This window comes from Dellaglioa sp. CoH-56-MRSF-13 (assembly GCF_056782095.1).
The window spans coordinates 77267-96150 of record NZ_JBXAYC010000004.1 but is presented as its reverse complement, the minus strand read 5'-3'; the positions used below and the strand labels follow the sequence as shown (position 1 = coordinate 96150).

18 protein-coding genes, 1 riboswitch and 2 other annotated features (1 of these 21 cut by a window edge) are annotated in these 18884 nt (G+C 33.2%); of the genes, 16 read left to right on the top strand and 2 right to left on the bottom strand.

Annotation, left to right across the window (positions count from 1 at the left end):
• Positions 1–51: a binding site (T-box leader), on the top strand (it extends 150 nt beyond the left edge of the window).
• Positions 52–120: 69 nt separating this feature from the next.
• The 13 genes from AC1RP1_RS05600 (at position 121) to thiT (ending at position 13906) form a co-directional block, all read left to right on the top strand.
• Positions 121–2766: a valine--tRNA ligase gene (locus AC1RP1_RS05600; RefSeq protein WP_481761668.1), complete on the top strand. Its 2646-nt coding sequence runs from the start codon at positions 121–123 to the stop codon at positions 2764–2766.
• A 75-nt stretch (positions 2767–2841) separates the two neighbouring features.
• On the top strand, positions 2842–4155 hold the full coding sequence (locus tag AC1RP1_RS05595; RefSeq protein ID WP_481761669.1) for a bifunctional folylpolyglutamate synthase/dihydrofolate synthase: 1314 nt from the start codon (positions 2842–2844) through the stop codon (positions 4153–4155).
• A gap of 49 nt (positions 4156–4204) precedes the next feature.
• Positions 4205–4885, top strand: a complete 681-nt coding sequence (radC, locus tag AC1RP1_RS05590; protein WP_481761670.1) for a RadC family protein — start codon at positions 4205–4207, stop codon at positions 4883–4885.
• 207 nt (positions 4886–5092) lie between these two features.
• The gene (locus AC1RP1_RS05585; protein WP_409022785.1) at positions 5093–6097 is read left to right on the top strand and encodes a rod shape-determining protein; all 1005 of its coding nucleotides are present in this window, start codon (positions 5093–5095) and stop codon (positions 6095–6097) included.
• Positions 6098–6198: 101 nt separating this feature from the next.
• Positions 6199–7050 carry a rod shape-determining protein MreC gene (gene mreC / locus AC1RP1_RS05580; protein ID WP_481761671.1) on the top strand — a complete coding sequence of 284 codons (852 nt, stop codon included), beginning with the start codon at positions 6199–6201 and terminating at the stop codon, positions 7048–7050.
• Between the two features lie 13 nt (positions 7051–7063).
• Positions 7064–7585, top strand: coding sequence for a rod shape-determining protein MreD (gene mreD / locus AC1RP1_RS05575; protein ID WP_409022351.1), 522 nt, complete (start codon positions 7064–7066; stop codon positions 7583–7585).
• A 19-nt stretch (positions 7586–7604) separates the two neighbouring features.
• Positions 7605–8276 carry a septum site-determining protein MinC gene (locus AC1RP1_RS05570; protein ID WP_409022352.1) on the top strand — a complete coding sequence of 224 codons (672 nt, stop codon included), beginning with the start codon at positions 7605–7607 and terminating at the stop codon, positions 8274–8276.
• Positions 8277–8278: 2 nt separating this feature from the next.
• The gene (minD, locus tag AC1RP1_RS05565; protein WP_409022353.1) at positions 8279–9082 is read left to right on the top strand and encodes a septum site-determining protein MinD; all 804 of its coding nucleotides are present in this window, start codon (positions 8279–8281) and stop codon (positions 9080–9082) included.
• 44 nt (positions 9083–9126) lie between these two features.
• Positions 9127–9360 (top strand) — a binding site (T-box leader).
• A 168-nt stretch (positions 9361–9528) separates the two neighbouring features.
• On the top strand, positions 9529–10185 hold the full coding sequence (locus AC1RP1_RS05560; RefSeq protein ID WP_409022354.1) for an amino acid ABC transporter permease: 657 nt from the start codon (positions 9529–9531) through the stop codon (positions 10183–10185).
• 11 nt (positions 10186–10196) lie between these two features.
• Positions 10197–10835 carry an amino acid ABC transporter ATP-binding protein gene (locus AC1RP1_RS05555; RefSeq protein WP_409022355.1) on the top strand — a complete coding sequence of 213 codons (639 nt, stop codon included), beginning with the start codon at positions 10197–10199 and terminating at the stop codon, positions 10833–10835.
• A 10-nt stretch (positions 10836–10845) separates the two neighbouring features.
• On the top strand, positions 10846–11685 hold the full coding sequence (locus tag AC1RP1_RS05550) for an amino acid ABC transporter substrate-binding protein (RefSeq protein WP_481761672.1): 840 nt from the start codon (positions 10846–10848) through the stop codon (positions 11683–11685).
• A 15-nt stretch (positions 11686–11700) separates the two neighbouring features.
• Positions 11701–13149: a cardiolipin synthase gene (gene cls, locus AC1RP1_RS05545; protein WP_481761673.1), complete on the top strand. Its 1449-nt coding sequence runs from the start codon at positions 11701–11703 to the stop codon at positions 13147–13149.
• A 52-nt stretch (positions 13150–13201) separates the two neighbouring features.
• A riboswitch (TPP riboswitch) is annotated at positions 13202–13305 on the top strand.
• A 46-nt stretch (positions 13306–13351) separates the two neighbouring features.
• The gene (thiT, locus tag AC1RP1_RS05540) at positions 13352–13906 is read left to right on the top strand and encodes an energy-coupled thiamine transporter ThiT (RefSeq protein WP_481761674.1); all 555 of its coding nucleotides are present in this window, start codon (positions 13352–13354) and stop codon (positions 13904–13906) included.
• Positions 13907–14003: 97 nt separating this feature from the next.
• Here thiT and AC1RP1_RS05535 read toward each other — a convergent pair whose 3' ends face one another.
• Positions 14004–14114 carry a DUF4044 domain-containing protein gene (locus AC1RP1_RS05535; RefSeq protein WP_409022359.1) on the bottom strand — a complete coding sequence of 37 codons (111 nt, stop codon included), beginning with the start codon at positions 14112–14114 and terminating at the stop codon, positions 14004–14006.
• Positions 14115–14177: 63 nt separating this feature from the next.
• Positions 14178–15128, bottom strand: coding sequence for a magnesium transporter CorA family protein (locus tag AC1RP1_RS05530; RefSeq protein WP_409022360.1), 951 nt, complete (start codon positions 15126–15128; stop codon positions 14178–14180).
• A 199-nt stretch (positions 15129–15327) separates the two neighbouring features.
• Between AC1RP1_RS05530 and asnB the strand changes: the two genes are divergently transcribed.
• The 3 genes from asnB to AC1RP1_RS05515 are packed head-to-tail and all read left to right on the top strand — an operon-like array spanning position 15328 to position 18817.
• Positions 15328–17214, top strand: coding sequence for an asparagine synthase (glutamine-hydrolyzing) (gene asnB / locus AC1RP1_RS05525; RefSeq protein WP_481761723.1), 1887 nt, complete (start codon positions 15328–15330; stop codon positions 17212–17214).
• A gap of 22 nt (positions 17215–17236) precedes the next feature.
• On the top strand, positions 17237–18436 hold the full coding sequence (gene dapG / locus AC1RP1_RS05520) for an aspartate kinase (protein ID WP_481761675.1): 1200 nt from the start codon (positions 17237–17239) through the stop codon (positions 18434–18436).
• Positions 18437–18448: 12 nt separating this feature from the next.
• Positions 18449–18817, top strand: coding sequence for a DUF3397 family protein (locus AC1RP1_RS05515; protein WP_409022362.1), 369 nt, complete (start codon positions 18449–18451; stop codon positions 18815–18817).
• Positions 18818–18884 lie beyond the last annotated feature (67 nt).

The window sequence follows — 18884 nt, the reverse complement described above, 5'->3', positions numbered from 1 at the left end:
AGAGGGGTTAAAACCCAATTTAGGTGGTACCACGGCACTGTCGTCCTAAAACAGAAATGTTTTTTGATGACGGTGTTTTTTTATGCCTAAAATAAAATTGATAGATGAAAAGGAGAACTCATGACAAAAGAAGTTGAATTATCAACAAAATATGATCCAAGTCAGGTTGAACCTGGCCGTTATGAAGAATGGTTGAAAAAAGATTTATTTAAACCTAATGCTAATCCAGAAGCAAAACCTTATTCAATCGTTATTCCACCGCCTAATGTTACTGGTAAATTACATTTAGGCCATGCTTGGGATACAACATTACAAGATATTTTAATTAGACAAAAAAGAATGCAAGGCTTTGATACGCTTTGGTTACCAGGAATGGACCATGCTGGAATTGCAACACAAGCAAAGGTTGAAGCTAAACTAGCTGAACAAGGTGTGACGCGTTATGATTTAGGCCGTGAGAAATTTGTACAACAAGTTTGGGATTGGAAAGATGAATACGCTGATGTTATTCATAAGCAATGGGCTAAAATGGGATTATCACTCGATTATAGTCGTGAACGTTTCACATTAGATGACGGCTTGTCAGATGCCGTAAAAAAAGTCTTTGTTAATTTATATAATAAAGGATTAATCTATCGTGGCGAATACATTATTAATTGGGATCCTAAAGCAAGAACCGCTTTATCAGATATTGAAGTCATTCATCAAGATGATGAAGGTGCTTTTTATCATGTTAAATATCCATTCGCTGATGGTTCTGGATTTATTGAAATAGCGACAACACGTCCAGAAACGATGATGGGCGATGTCGCTGTTGCTGTTCACCCTGATGATGATCGTTACAAAGATATTGTTGGTAAAAAAGTCATTCTACCACTTGTTAACAAAGAAATTCCTATTATTACAGATCATTATGTTGATATGGCATTTGGGACAGGGATGGTTAAAATAACACCTGCTCATGATCCTAATGACTTTGAAGTAGGTAATCGCCATGACTTACCTCGTATTAATACAATGAATGAAGATGCAACAATGAACGAAAATGCTGGTAAATATGTTGGCATGGACCGTTTTGAAGCACGTAAAGCAATTGTTAAAGATCTTGAAGCTGAGGACTTAATGATTAAGATTGATCCAATTACACATAGTGTTGGTCATTCTGAAAGAACTGGCGTTCAAGTTGAGGCCCGTTTATCAACACAATGGTTTGTTAAAATGAAACCACTCGCAGAAGAAGCTTTGAAATTCCAACAAGGGGATGACAAAGTTGGATTCGTCCCAGAACGATTTGAAAATACATTTACACAGTGGATGGAAAATGTTCATGATTGGGTTATTTCACGTCAATTATGGTGGGGACATCAAATCCCAGCTTGGTATCATAAAGAAACTGGCGAAATGTACGTTGGTGAGGTTGCACCAACTGATATCGAAAATTGGGAACAAGATAATGATGTCTTAGATACGTGGTTTTCAAGTGCTTTATGGCCATTTTCAACAATGGGTTGGCCAAATACTGATGCACCTGATTTTAAACGTTATTTCCCAACTAATACGCTTGTCACAGGATATGATATTATCTTCTTCTGGGTATCACGAATGATTTTCCAAAGCTTAGAATTTACAGATGAACGTCCATTTGAACACGTTTTGATTCATGGATTAATTCGTGATGAGAATGGCCGTAAAATGAGTAAATCACTTGGTAATGGGATTGATCCAATGGACGTTATTCAAAAGTATGGAGCAGATGCACTTCGTTGGTTCCTATCTAATGGATCTGCACCAGGACAAGATGTTCGTTTTAGTTACACTAAAATGGATGCTTCTTGGAACTTTATTAATAAAATTTGGAATGCTAGTCGATTTGTTATTATGAATTTAGATGGTGTGGATAAAATTGAATTACCAGCTAAATCAGAATGGCAGCTTGCTGACAAATGGATATTAAGCCGATTAAATACAACTGTTTCTGAAGTTACACGCTTATTTGATGTCTTTGAATTTGGTGAAGCTGGTCGTGCTCTATACAATTTCATCTGGAATGACTTCTGTGATTGGTATATTGAAATGAGTAAAGAAAATCTTAATGGTGAAGATCTGACAGTTAAGCAAAATACACAACAAATTTTGGCTTATGTTTTAGATCAAACATTGAAATTGCTTCATCCAATTATTCCATTTGTAACTGAAGAACTTTGGTTAACAATGCCTCATGAAGGGGAATCAATTGTTGTTGCAGATTACCCAGTGGTTCATCCAGAATTTGAAGATGAACAATCAGTTATTGATATGAACAATTTAATTGAATTAATTCGTGCTGTTAGAAATAATCGTGCAGAAGTAAATGCACCTATGTCCAGTGCAGTTGATTTATTGATTAAAACAACTGATGAAAAAACAAAGATTATTTTTGAAGACAATCAAGAATTTATTCAACGATTCTGTCATCCTAAGGAACTTCAAATCAGTTCAAATGTTGTTGCTCCTAAGCTAGCAATGACGTCTGTAATTACGGGAGCAGAGATTTATATGCCACTTGCTGAACTAATTGATTTGAATGACGAAATTGTTCGTTTGGAAAAAGAAGTTAAAAAACTTGATGTTGAAGTTGTGCGTGGAACTAAAAAATTAGGCAATGAAAAGTTTGTTGCTAGTGCACCTGAGGCAGTAGTTACAAAAGAAAAAGAAAAATTAGCAGATTACCAAATTAAATTAACAGCAACTAAGGAAAGAATTTCTGATTTAAAAGCAGAAGTTTAATCTAACAAAATAGACTTATTTCGGGTACAATATACCTGAGATAAGTCTATTTTTTTTAGAAAGCGGGACGGAAAATTGATCACAACTTACGAAGAGGCACTCAATTTTATTCATGGGCGAACAAAATTTAAAAAAAGTCCATCTTTGAATAGAATGCGAGCATTTATGGAACGCTTAGATAACCCACAAGGTAATATCGCGATGATTCATGTTGCTGGAACGAATGGAAAGGGCTCAACAGTTGCATTTTTACGTGAATTATTAATTGCACAAGGGTTGAATGTAGGAACTTATACTTCACCATTCATTGTTAAATTTAATGAACGTATTTCCTTAAATGGACAGATGATTGATGATACCGCCCTTTTACATTTAGTAAATGTCGTGAAACCAGTTGTTGATCGAATGGATATTGAACTAGCCGATTTTGAGGGGGGACCAACTGAATTCGAAATTATTACTGCAATGATGTTTGTATACTTTGGCAGCATAAATCCTGTAGATATTGTAGTTGTTGAAACGGGCTTAGGCGGGAAGTATGATTCAACTAATATTATTGATCCAATTATTTCAGTTATTACAACAATTGGTCTAGATCATATGAAAATATTAGGTAATACAATTGAAAAGATAGCGCAACAAAAAGCAGGTATCATTAAACGTAATCGGCCTATTATCGTTGGTAGAGTAACTGATGAAGTCTTTAGCGTGATTAATAATGAGGCTAAATTAAAAAATAGTCCTATTTTTCGATTAGGAGTGGATTTTAATGCTAAATCTGAGGGAACAAAATCATCATGGGAAGAAATTTTAACGTATACGTCGAATAAATTGAATATTAAACAACTTTCTGTGCCATTATTAGGTGAATTTCAAGATGAAAATGCAGCAACAGCAATTGCTACTTTTGAGAAGGTTGCTGAAATTCAGGGATGGGCCATTAGTCCTAAATCAATTAGGCAAGGTATTTCAGAGACACGATGGCCAGGACGTTTTGAAAAAGTAAATGATGAACCGTTAGTTATTTTAGACGGTGCGCACAATAGCGCAGCAGTGGATCGGATTACGCAGTTGCTTAAAACGCATTTTCAAGATAAAGAAATCACAATTATTTTTGCAGTACTAGCGGATAAGCAAGGCAAACAAATGCTGGAAAAATTAGCTGCAGTTCCTCATGTACGAGTTATACTAACTCAATTTTCAGGGCCACGTCTAGTAAGCAAAATAGATGATTTCAACGTTAATAAGTTTGATAATGTCTCCATTCAAGAAAGTTGGAAAGAGGCATTAGTTCAAAGTGTTGGCGAAATGTCTTCTGATGATTTATTACTTGTGACAGGATCGTTGTACTTTATTTCGGAGGTTCGTAGTTATTTTGTATCAGAATAATTTAAATAAGTGAATTTCTCGTATTTAATAAAAAATAGGAGGAATCACCATGTCACTTATTTCTAGTTGCTCAAATGAATATCTACTGGAACAAATCCAAAAGTATCAATGTGATAATTTATCAGATAAAGAGCTTTTGACGGTTGTTTTTAGTTTATTATTAACGAACCCTAATGATGTTGGAAAGTGTGTTAATAATTTTTCTTCACGTTACCAATCTTTAAGCCAACTAAAAAAATGTTGTTTAAAAGATTATCAGTTATTGATGGATGGGAATAATCAGTCTACAGCATTACAATTACAAGCTATTGTTACACTGGGAACACGAATCAACAGTGAACCTCATTTTATTTGTGGACAAATCTGTTCAAGTCATGATGCTGGGGTTAGAATGGTTGCTGAGTTAGGTGGATTAAACCAAGAGTTTTTAATTGGATTATTCTTGGATACAAAAAATCAAATTGTAAAACAAGAGACATTGTTCATTGGAACTTTGAATTCAGCAACGGTCCATCCAAGAGATATTTTTGCAGTTGCATTAAAATATGGTGCAGCTAAAATTATATTGGTCCATAATCATCCGAGTGGGCATGTGACACCATCTAAGAATGATATTATTTTCTCTAAAAGAGTTGAAAAATGTGGTATTCTTATGGGAATTGAGCTGTTAGATCATATTATTTCGGGTAATACTAAATATCTTAGTATGAAAGAAGAGGGCGTCCTTTGATTATCAAGGGTGCTCTCTTGTTCTATGAAATTAGATATGATAAACTTAATAAGATTATGGATTCAAAATTAATTACCTTATAATAATTTAAGATAAACTTAATAAAAATTAGTAAATATTGAATGAAATCTCACTTTTGATTATGATATAATGTAAATACTACGAATAAAAGCGCCTAGAAGGCTGACGATGAAGGGAAGAAAGACTGTGTTTGGATTTGGAACAAAGAATATAGGAATTGATTTAGGAACAGCTAATACAATCGTGTATGTTGAGGGAAAAGGTATTGTTTTACGTGAACCTTCAGTCGTCGCTAAAAATGTTAAAACTGATGAAATTGTTTCTGTTGGAGAAGATGCTCGTGCAATGATCGGTCGTACACCAAGTAGCATTGTGGCTATTCGCCCAATGAAAGACGGTGTAATTGCTGATTATGACACAACAGTTGCTATGATGAAATATTACATTCAAAAAGCTTTAGGTAAATCTGCAGGTAAACCTTATGTAATGGTATGTGTTCCTAGTGGCGTTACAGAAGTTGAAAAACGTGCCGTTATTGATGCAACTCGTGTTGCCGGTGCGCGTGACGCCTACGTTATTGAAGAACCATTTGCTGCAGCAGTCGGCGCTGGATTACCAGTGATGGATCCAACGGGTAATATGGTTGTTGATATCGGTGGTGGAACAACAGATGTTGCTACAATTTCATTAGGTGGTATTGTTTCAAGCCGTTCTATCAGAATGGCTGGCGATAAATTGGATGAATCAATTGTGTCATATATTCGTCAAAACTTTAATTTATTGATTGGTGAAAGAACAGCTGAACAATTAAAAATGGACGTTGCATCTGCATCAGTTAAAGATGCTGCATCAATTGAAGATACAACTATCAGAGGACGTGATTTGATTACGGGTCTTCCTAAAACAGTTACTGTAAAAGCAACTGATATTGCAGTTGCTATTCAAGAATCTATTGCTGAAATCATTACTGCTATTAAGGAAACATTGGAAGAAACTTCTCCAGAAATTGCTGCTGATGTGATTGACCATGGTATTGTATTAACAGGTGGTGGTGCATTATTAAAAAACCTATCAGAAGTTATTTCTGAAGTTACAAAAGTGCCTGTTTTTATTGCTAATGAACCACTCGACTGTGTTGCAATTGGTACAGGTGAATCATTAAAAAGTATCGACGTCATGAAGAAAAGATAGATTTTAAAAATCACATAAGCTAAAAATGAAGAGGTTGGTGGTTTATTTATCCAGCCTCTTAATTTTTTAGTTAATTATAAGGTAAGTGGAGGATAGCGAACATGCAGAAATTTTTTTCAAATAGAAGACTAATCATCATTTTAATAGCCATTATTGTGAGTTTTAGTTTAATTTCATTTTCAGTTTCCGTTAGAAATAAAAAATCAACACCACCGCTCATTCAAGAATTTGGTAATGATGTTGTTGGTCTATTTGATAGAGCAGTTAGTTATCCTGCAAATGGCTTAAAAAGTTCAGTTATTGGTATTTCTGATCTTTTAAATACATATCAAGAAAATCAAAAATTAAAAAAACAAGTTGATAAATTAGCACAAGTTCAAGTGGAATCAGACACTGTTAAAAATGAGAATAAACAGCTGAAAAAGGAATTAAAATTGGACAGTACATTGACTGATTATACTTCAATTAATGCATCTGTTTTAACGCGATTACCTTCTGGTTGGCTAAATCAACTTGTGATAAGTAAAGGTAGTGCGTCTGGTGTTAAAAAGAACGCACCAGTGATGGCTGGTTCTGGATTGATTGGTCGTGTTATAGAAGTTAATAAAACAAATAGTAAAGTTGAATTAATATCGACTACTAATGATTCTGCTAATAGATTTGCAGTTCAAGTAAATAATTCAAACGATGATATTATTAATGGTTTAATTACTGACTATGATAAAACAGATAATTTATTAATTATGGGTCAAATTACTTCTAAGAAAGCCTTGAAAAAAGGTGATTCTGTTGTCACATCTGGTCTTGGAGGCACAACACCAAAGGGTTTAAATGTTGGTGTTGTGTCTAAAGTTGAGCAAGGTGATTATGGACTTGCTTCTAAAATTTATATCAAACCTGCAGTTGATTTGAGTGACCTAACGGTTGTAACAGTTGCTCAGACGTTGGATTAGAAGGTGAGATTAGATGAGAAATAAAAATAGACAGTATATTTTTCCGTTAGGACTTATTATTTCCTTTTTTTTGGATGGTACAATACAATTTGTTTTTATGGAACAGTTACAATCACAAACGACTATCATGGTTAGTCACCTGTTGTTGTTATGGTTGATAATGGGTATCTTTTACTCAGATAATAAGCATCTTGAATTATGGGCGTTTGGTGTTGGTCTAGCATTTGATAGTTATTATGCCGGTATTTTGGGTATTTATATGATTTTGTTACCATTAATTGTTTATTTAACTAAAATAGCATATCAATATTTCGAACCATCTTTTATTGTGATATTACTCATTTATTTTATTGATTTGGCAGTTTTAGAAGTTTCGTATTATGCAGTCAATGAGATGATTGGATTTGCTAATGAATCTGTAACAACATTCGTTAGTACTTCGTTTGGACCAACTTTAGCTTTTAATCTGGTGGTATTTATTATTTTGTACTATCCAATATCAAAATTAATGAATTTAAGTAACCGATATAATTAAAATTCAGGGGTGAACGTAGATGCAAGGTGTTATTTTAAAAGGTTATAAAGATGGTTATGAAATTATTCTTAAACAGGATTTCGGATTTGATAAAATTTTGGTTGAACTTAGAGAATTATTTAATAATTTAAGTGCTGAAAAAAAGAATGCTGATGAAACGGTTATTTCGTTTGATATTAAAACAGAAAATCGATTGTTTTCAGCAGATGAAAAGCAAAAAATCGAAAAAATTATTTCTGAATACCGTAATTTTAAAGTACACAAAATCGAATCTGAAGTAATGACCATAGAAGATGCTAATATTTTAAAAGAAAATGACAACGTTCATTTATGCTATCTAACAATTCGAAGTGGACAAATAGTTGATTTAAAAGGTGATATTTTATTTTTAGGTAAATTACATCAGGGTGGTCAATTACGAGCTGCTGGTAATATTTTTGTTATGGGTGAAGTTCAAGGTGTCATTCATGCTGGATTTAACAATAATACAGATAGCATTATTGTGGGCGATGTTTCAGCTGCTTCACAAGTACGAATTGGTGAATTAGTTGATATTATAGATGATGAAAAAGTAACAAACAGTCAAGATACTGTAATCTATGTTAATGATTTACATATTATAGATTATGGCAATCGAGATGAATTAAAGTCACTTCGACCAAAATTATTTAATCATGCTGGAGGATATTAAAGATGGGAAAAGCAATTGTTGTAACATCTGGTAAAGGTGGTGTTGGTAAAACAACATCATCTGCAAATATTGGAACTGCATTAGCACTTCTTGAAAAAAAGGTTGTTCTAATGGATTTAGATATTGGTTTGCGTAATTTAGACGTTGTTTTAGGTCTTGATAACCGTATCTTATTTGATATTGTAGACGTAGCTGAGGGTCGTGCACGGTTACACCAAGCACTCATTAAAGATAAGAGATTTAACGAATATTTATACTTATTACCTGCTGCACAAAATACTGATAAATCAGCATTAGTTCCTGAACAAGTAAAAGCAATTGTTGATGAATTAAAAGAAGAGTTTGACTATGTTATTATTGATTGCCCAGCTGGAATTGAGCAAGGTTTTATGAATGCTATTGCTGGTGCAGATATGGCTATTATTGTAACAACGCCTGAAATTTCTGCGGTTCGTGATGCAGATCGCGTGGTAGGTTTATTAGAGCAAAATCCATTATTACAACAACCAAAATTAATTATTAATCGTATCCGTCGTCAAATGATGGAAGATGGTCAAGCAATGGATGTTGATGAGATTACACGTCATTTGTCTATTGATTTATTAGGAATTATTGTTGATGACGATGCTGTTATTAGTACATCAAATCATGGTGAACCAATTGTTTTAGATTCTAAAAATCCAGCTGGATTAGGTTATCGTAATGTAGCACGTCGACTACTAGGGGAAACAGTGCCCTTGATGACAATAAAACAGCCTCAAAAAGGTTTTTGGAAAAAAATGGGTTCATGGTTTAAGAAAGACTAATTCTTGACAATGTTAATGACAGTATGCTAAATTATTATCAATTAAGAAAAACGTTGAACAGAAGATTAAGGCTTAAACAAACTTTTAAAGAGAGTATCGATTGCTGAAAAGATACAGTTCTTAAGTCTGAAACACATCTGCGAGTTGATTTCCTAAACTAGTTAATTAGGGAAGTCCGGGATAAGCCCGTTATAGCTGTAGTTTAATAAACTCGTTAAGATTAAATTTGTGAGAATTTAATGATGTTTGAGGTGGTACCGCGATTCGTCGCCCTCTATAGTCAATAATGACTATAGAGTTTTTTTATACTCATTTTTATTAATCTACATAAGTTATTTTTCGTGAGAAAAATATGAATTTGAGGTGGCACCACGGCTATCGTCCTCTTGAGTCAATTTGATTTGGCTTGAGAGGATTTTTTTATTTAACTAAAGGGAGATAATGTAATGACTTATATATTAGAAATTTTGCCATCATTAATAGATGGTGCTAAATTAACGTTAGAAATATTTTTTTGGACGATCATTGGATCGATTCCACTTGGTTTAATTGTCGGATTAGGATTAATTTCAAAAATAAAACCAATTAAGTATTTTTTGAATTTTTATGTTTGGTTAATGCGAGGAACACCACTGCTACTACAATTAATTTTTGTGTTTTATGGACTACCAACACTACAACAGTTCCATATTCATATTGTATTCGGTCGATACGATGCGGCATTATTTGCATTTATTTTGAATTATGGTGCGTATTTTGCTGAAATATTTAGGGGTGGATTGCAATCGATTCCTAAAGGTCAATATGAAAGTGCAAAGGTATTGCGTCTATCATATTGGCAAACTATTAGGACAATTATTATTCCACAAGTGTTCAAGATCGTTTTACCTTCAATTGGAAATGAAATTATTAATTTAGTTAAAGATTCAAGTTTAGTATATGTTATTGGGTTAGGCGATTTATTAAGAGCCGGTAACGTAGCGACGAGTCGTGATGTAACACTCGTCCCACTATTGATGGTTGGGGCAATCTATCTGTTATTAACAGCTATATTTACACTTGTCTTGAAGAAAATTGAAAAACATTATAGTTATTACAAATAAGGAGTAATTCTATGCTAGAGTTAAAAAATATTAAAAAGTATTATGGAAAACGATTAATTTTAGATGATATTAATTTAACAGTTAATGATGGTGAAATTGTTAGTATTGTTGGTCCATCTGGTGGTGGAAAAACGACTTTATTGAGATGTATTAGTGGGTTAGAATCAATTGATTCTGGAGATATTCTAATTGATGCCTCACCATTTGATCCATATCGTAATAATACGAACGAAAGTGTTATTGGGGTAGTATTCCAGGAATTTCAATTATTCCCTCATCTTTCAGTGTTAGATAATATAACGTTAGCTCCAAAATTAGTTTTAAATCGTAATAAAGTCCAGGCCGAGGAAGAAGCACAAAAATTATTAGATCGCTTATCTCTCGGAAATAAAGGGCATTTATATCCTTACCAACTTTCAGGTGGGCAGAAACAACGAGTTGCAATTGCACGTGCATTAGCGATGAATCCTAAAATCTTGTGTTATGATGAACCAACTTCAGCACTTGATCCAGCACTACGCCAGGAAGTAGAGAATTTAATATTATCGTTGAAAGTAGACGGAATGACTCAAATAATAGTGACACATGATGTACCATTTGCTGAAAATATTGCGGATAAATTATTAAAAGTTAAGCCGCTAGAAGATTAGAGGATAATAAATGAATCAATTAGAAAAAAAAATTGTTTTTACAATATTATTTATGATGATGTTTATAGGATTAGCTGGCTGTAGCAATAGTAGCCAATCAATGAATTCGGTTGATAGTTGGAAATCAATTCAAAAAAAGGGTACCGTTGTTATCGGAATTGATGATAGTTTTGTGCCAATGACATTCAGACAAAAAGATGGTAGTTTAGTAGGATATGATGTTGATTTAGCAAAAAAAGTTTTTGAAAAATATGATATTCAAGTTGATTTCCAAACAATTGATTGGTCTATGAAAGAAACGGAATTAAAAAATGGGACAATTGATTTAATCTGGAATGGGTATACAAAAACAACTGCACGTGCTAAGAATGTTGCTTTCAGTCGTACATATTTAACGAACAAGCAAGTATTAGTAACAAAAAAATCAAGTGAAATTAATTCTTTTTCTGATATGAAACAAAAAATTTTAGGTGTTCAAAGTGGTTCAGCTGGATTTGATAGCTTAAATTTGCATCCAGATATTTTAAAAGATAATATTAAAGATAAAGAACCTGTTCAATATGATTCATTTGATAATGCTTTTATCGATTTAAATGCAGATAGAATTCAAGGACTTTTAATTGATGATGTCTATGCGAACTACTTTATTAAGCATCAGTCGAATTCAAATGCATATAACGTGATAAATGGTAATTTTAAAACTGAAGATTTTGCGGTAGGTATGCGAAAATCTGATACAACAATGCAATTAAAAATTAATAGGGCAATAACAGAGTTGCAAAACAAAGGTTATCTAAAAGAATTAAATCAAAAATGGTTTGGTGAAAATAATAATATTCAAAATAATTAATTTTGGAGGGACTATATGACATATGTAAATATTGGTGTGCTACTTGTTTTTTTATTGAACTTGTTAGCGGCAATTGTGACCGTCTTTAGAGAAAAACGTGATATTGCTGCAACATGGGCATGGCTTCTTGTCTTGATAGGTATACCTATTTTTGGATTTTTAATTTATCTTTTTTTTGGTAAGAAAATTTCAAAAGAAAAAATATTTGATATTAAAACACAGGGTCGTATGGGTGTTGACCAATTAGTAGATCAACAAAAAGAAGAATGGGCCAGAGGAGAATTAACAACAAGCGGTAAATATACTGATGATGTAAACGAAATCATGCATATGTTTTTAGAAATAGAGAAATCTATTTTAACTAAGAAGAATGAGGTTCAGTTATTTATTGATGGGCATGATAAGTTTAAGACGTTATTTCAAGACATTCGTAAAGCTAAACACCATATCCATGTTGAGTATTATGCATTCGAAGATGGGCATATTGGAAATGAACTATTGACGTTACTTGAAATGAAAGCAAATGAAGGTCTTGAAGTTAGAATCATCTATGATGCATTGGGATCAAAGGGAACTACTAAAAAATTCTTCAAACATCTTGAGGAATTGGGCGGTAAAGCAGAAGCCTTTCTGGGTTCACATTTTTCATTTTCAAATCTTCGTTTGAACTTTAGAGATCATAGAAAGATTGTCGTTATTGATGGTAAAATCGGTTACATCGGTGGATTCAATGTCGGTGATCAGTATCTAGGTGAAAGTGAGAAATTTGGTAACTGGCGAGATACACATATTCGCGTATTTGGAAACGCTGTCGGATCACTACAAAGTAGGTTCATTATGGATTGGAATGCAACTGCGAGAAATAATCAGATTAATTACCAGTCAAGTTATTTTCCACAAACTGTTACAAAAGGTAAAGTTAACATGCAAATTGTTTCTAGTGGACCTGATTCAGAAATTGAACAAATAAAAAAAGGTTATATTAAGTTAATTAATTCAGCTAAAAAATATATTTATATTCAAACACCTTATTTAATTCCAGATGATTCTGTTATAGAAGCGTTAGATATTGCGGTATCTTCAGGCGTTCAGGTTAGAATTATGATTCCTTGTATGCCAGATCATGCCTTTGTTTATCGTGCTACACAGTATTATGCGAAAGATCTAACGAATATTGGTGTAGAAATTTATCAATACAACAATGGATTTTTACACGCTAAAACAGTTGTAATTGATGAAATGGTTGCATCCGTTGGTTCAGCTAATTTTGATTTTAGAAGTTTTAAGTTAAACTTTGAAGCGAATGCATTTATTTATGATGTAGGTGTGGCAAGCACACTTAAAACAATTTTTGAAACTGATATGGAACAAAGTAGTCTTTTAACGAAAAGGTATTTTAATGATCAATCACATTGGTTGAAATTTAAGCAACAGTTTTCAAGACTTCTTTCACCGATATTATAGGAATGGAAACGCTTGACGTTTTTCAGGATGTATGCGATATTATTAATCGGAGACCAACACAAAGGGGAGCCGATTAATTTTGGCTGAGAGTGAAGAAATTCAGACCCTTGGAACCTGTTTGTTAATGCAAACGTAGGAATTGTGTGTAGAAGATTAACACCTTCTTTGTGCTTGGTTTACTAAGTCAAAGGAGGTTTTTTTGTTGGAAAGAAAAAAATTATTGATATTACTAGAAGGGGTCGTTATGGCCGCTTTAGCAATGGCGCTATCATTTGTTCCTAATCCGCCAAATATTGATATTGCACTAGGTGTGTTACCTATTGTGGTATACAGTTTACGACGCGGATTAAAAATGGGATTAATTATTGGGTTACTATATGGTATATTACCTATTTTAATTGGAACTGCGTTTGTATTAACGCCGGTTCAGGCTATCTTAGAGTATCCAGTTGCTAATTTGGTACTAGGATTTTCTGGGTTATTCTCTGCTCGTTTTTTAAGTCAGTTGCGTACTAAAAATATGCGTGGTGCCATACAATCACTGACTTTTGCGATTTTAATAGCTGTATTTCTAAAATACAGTGCTCATTTTATGGCTGGTATCATTTTTTGGTCAAAATATGTTCAATGGGGGCTTTCTCCAGTTGTGTACTCAGCAGTTGTCAATGGTGGGAGTATGATTATTAACATGATTATTGCTACCTTGATACTTAGTATCATACTTAAAAAAAGTCCAGGAATCTTCCTAGCTAAATAGAATAGACAGAAAAAGACGGATATAATAATCCGCCTTTTTTTATAAAAAAGGTTCCTAGCTAATTAAGCTGGGAACCTTTAAAATTTTTATTTTTAAATTAAGCGATTGACATAACTGCGGTTAAAACGACACCACCGACTGTTACAAGAATCATTAACCACACGACAAACATTGTGATTTTTTGGAATGTAGATTTCTTTTTCTTCATGTTTTACCCACCCTCTCAAATCTAATAGTGTAACTATAACTTTTTTATAAGTAAAATGTCAACTTAAAAGTAGTCATTTTTCTTTAAATAATAAGCAGTTAATAAACAAATTATTAACGTGATTAATTGTAACCACCAGAATGAAAAATGAGTGTCTGCACCAGGAAGGGATACGTTCATGCCGAACATACCGCCAACGATTGTTGGTATCGTTAAAATAATCGTCATCGACGTTAAGACCTTCATGATAATATTTAAATTGTTTGAAATAACTGATGAAACCATTTCACCATAATTCTCTAATATTTTAGTTTGAATGCTTGTCATTGTTTCGGCTTGTTGGTTCTCGATTAAAACATCTGTGAGTAAATCATCAGTTGCCTTTTGTTTGAAATGCTCATTTGAGTCAACCATAGATTGAAGTACTGGATTATTTTTCTTTAAAGCAGCATCAAAATAAACTAAACTTTTTTGCATTGACATCATTTGATAATATTGCTCATTTTTAGTTGCTTTAGCAAGTGATTTTTCTAAATTTTCGGTTTCTTGAATGATAGATTTTAACGCAACGACAAAACTTTGTGATAGATACCAAAGTAATTTCAAAGTGAATTGATCCGATGTTATCGTTTTAATTTGATGAATTGGACTATCCGCGATAAATTTACTGATAAAATCTGGTTCACTATTTGAGACTGTAATTATTGCATCATCTGCTAAGATAATTGAAAAAGGAAACGTTTGGTATTCTAAGTAGCCTAGCGAGTTTCTAATGCGATGAGGGTACTGCATTAAGACTAAGTCAGGAACAATATTTTGAGACAATCCTTCAGTTCTTGAATTTTCTTGATCATCTGAAATAGCGGTCATATAGTCTCGTGGTATAGCATACTTTTTAATAAGTTCATTTATTTCTATTTCAGAAGGATTTGTAACGTTAATCCAACATGATTTACTGTATTCTTTTATTTTTTGAATTGTACCTAACTCAGTTGATGTATAATATTCTATCAATATCAAAGTCCCCTTTATTCGAATAACATAATACATAGTATACCAAATTTTTTAAGCTTTCGTTAATTCAGACATCTAGTTGTTAAGATTAGTTCAAATACGCTATAATAGTAAACATAACTGTAACCTAAATTGAAATATATGGTAGAATCATCTATAATATAAGACATTGATTTTTATGAAAATGAGGGATGAAAATATGTGTGGATTTGCAGGTGTATTGAGCGACAGACAAAAAAATACCAATGATGATTACGATAAAATTGTTCATAATATGACAAAAATGATTGTTCACCGTGGTCCTGATGATTCAGGTTATTTTAGTGATGATGATATAACAATGGGATTTAGAAGATTAAGTATTATTGATTTAGAAGGCGGACACCAACCACTTTCATATGAAAATGAACGTTACTGGTTAACTTTCAACGGTGAAATCTATAATTATATTGAACTACGTGAAGCATTAGTTGCTGATGGTTATGAATTTAAAACAGATTCTGATTCAGAAGTCATTTTAGGTATGTATGCTAAGTACGGTGCAGAAGCTGTTAAGCAATTCCGCGGAATGTTTGGATTTGTTATCTGGGATACGCAAGAAAAAACACTTTTTGCTGCCCGTGATCAATTTGGGATTAAACCATTTTATTACGCTATAGCAGATGACAATTTTTATTATGGTTCGGAAAGTAAAGCTATTTATAAAGTTTTAAAAAATAAGACATTTGATAAAGATGCACTTCAAGATTATATGACATTCCAATTTGTACCAGAACCAGAAACGTTAACTAAAGAAATTGATATGTTACAACCTGGACATTATTTAACGAAAAAATTAGGCGAGAAGCCAGTCATTACACGATATTTTTCTGCCGAATTTCATCCAGTAGTTCGTCCAGAAGAGACATATATTAAACGTATTAAAGACGTCTTAATTGATTCAGTTGATAAGCATATGCGTGCCGATGTACCAGTTGGTTCATTCTTATCTGGTGGAATTGATTCGTCTATTATTGTTGCTATTGCTAAAGAATTAAATCCAAAATTAGAAACAATTTCAGTTGGATTTGAACGTGAAGGCTATAGTGAAATAGATGTTGCGCAAGAAACCGCAGAAAAATTAAATGTCGCTAATTTTAGTTCTGTTATTACGGCTGAAGCATTTATGAAGGCTTTTCCACATTTTATTTGGAATATGGATGATCCCTTGGCTGATCCGGCTGCTGTGCCTCAATATTTCCTTGCTAAAGAGGCCAGAAAACGTGTTAAAGTTGCATTGACGGGTGAAGGTGCTGATGAACTATTTGGTGGTTACACTATTTATCATGAACCTGAATCATTAAAAGGATTTAAATACACTAAACCAATTAATGGTGCGTTGAATAAAATTGCTCAAATGATGCCTAAAGGGATGCGTGGACAAAGTTTCCTTCTTCGAGGCACGACACCAATGGAGGATCGTTACGTTGGTAATGCTTTTATTTTTAATGAAAAAGAAAAAGAAGCATTCTTTAAAGACTATAATAAAAATCATCCATTCCAAAGTATTACTGGCCAATATTATAATGCATCAAAAGATTACAATAAAATAGATCAAATGCAATTTATTGATATGCATACATGGTTAAATGGAGATTTATTGCATAATGCCGATCGTACAACAATGGCACACAGCATAGAATTGAGAACACCATTTTTGGATAAAGAAGTTTTTGCAGTTGCTTCTGAAGTGCCTGCAGATTTGAGAATTGCACATGGAACAACCAAGTATGCTTTACGCAAAGCTGCTGAAGGTATCGTTCCTGACCATGTTTTAAATCGTAAAAAATTAGGTTTCCCTGTGCCTATTCGTTTTTGGTTAAAAGACGAAATGTATGACTGGGCTAAACAAATTATTAATGATTCTCAAACAGATGAATTTTTTAACAAACAATATTTCATAGATTTATTGGATGAACATCGTGCTGGTGTTAGAGATAACTCCAGAAAAATATGGACTGTCTTAACATTTATGGTATGGCATCGTATTTACATTGAAAGTGACATATTAGAAGATAGTAAAACAGTAACAGAAAAAGCTAAATAATAAATAGTGGGAGTTCAAAATAATGACAATTATGGTTCAGAAGTTTGGTGGCACATCGGTTCAAGACGATGAGTCGAGACGAGCAGCTTTAAAACACGTAAAATATTCAGTTGATAAAGGGTATCAAGTCGTTGTCGTTGTTTCAGCAATTGGGCGTAAAGGTGCACCTTATGCAACTGATTCATTATTAGGACTTGTCGATGGAGAGCAATCATTACTTTCTAATAGAGAACTTGATATGATTGTTTCTGTTGGTGAAACTATTTCTGCCGCAGTTTTTTCTGAATTATTGAATAAGGAAGGCATTAAAGCTGCTGCTTTAACAGGGCAGGATGCTGGAGTTGAAACAACTGATGAATTTCAGAATGCTAAAGTAATTAACATTAATACTGATTTAATTGATGAGGCATTTAAAGATGCTGATGTTTTAGTTGTGACTGGGTTCCAAGGTGCTACAAGTAAAGGTCAAACGACGACTATTGGGCGTGGTGGAAGTGATACGACAGCTGCATTACTTGGAGCAGCATTAGATGCTGAACGTGTCGATATTTTTACTGACGTGTCAGGGATGATGACTGCCGATCCTAGATTAGTTACAAAGGCAAAATTTCTAGAAACAGTCAGTTATGAAGAAGTTGCAAATATGGCTCATGAAGGTGCGAAAGTTATCCATCCTCGTGCAGTGGAAATTGCGCAACAAGCCCATGTTCCAGTTCGGATTCGCTCAACTTGGCAAAGTCCTGAAGAGATGGGAACCCTTGTGACCGACCGAAACTTAGGTGTAAAGCATTATCGTAGTGTAACTGGTATTGCTCATGTGACTGGACTCAGTCAATTTACAATTAAAACAGTTAATCATGCTCCAAAAGATGTTTTTAATTTGATGTCCAATAATAATTTGAGCGTTGATTTTATTAATATCTCACCTGGCAAAGTCCTCTTTAATTTGTTCAATGATGATGAAAAAAAAGCTAAACAACTTTTAGTAGATGCTGGAATTGATGTCTCAGTGCTTCCAAACTGTGCGAAAGTTTCAATTGTGGGAGCGGGGATGACTGGAACACCAGGTGTTACGGCCAAAATTGTAACAGCACTAGCTGAGAAGGATATTAATATTCTTCAAACAACTGATAGTTATACGACAATTTGGATTTTAGTTCAACAGGACGATTTAAAAACTGCTGTTAATGCATTACATGATGTCTTTTTAAGCAGTATCTAAAAGGGGTAATTTATGAAACTTTTACCATTTTTTGGAACTTGGTATGGGTCGATAATTTTAATATTTGGATATATTCTAATTTTAACTTTACTTAAACGTATTTTACGTAAAAATTGGCCTAAACGGTTGCAAATCATTGATTTTTTACCACCATTACTTCTTTTATTGACACATATTTTATCAGTACGAGAGTTTAATTTATCGATTACACCATTTATAATATTTTCTTGGTGCTTAATTGGTATTGCTAGTGCGCTTATGTATGCGTATCGAGATGGAGAATTAATTTATGCAAAATTTTTCAAGACCATTTGGAAAATTACTGATATTTATATGCTTGGATGGTACCTCTTAATGCTTCTCTTTTTAGTACTATTTTAAGGATATCGTCCTACATTTTTAATTATAAGTAATGTAAAAAACACTTAATCTAAAAAGGATTGAGTGT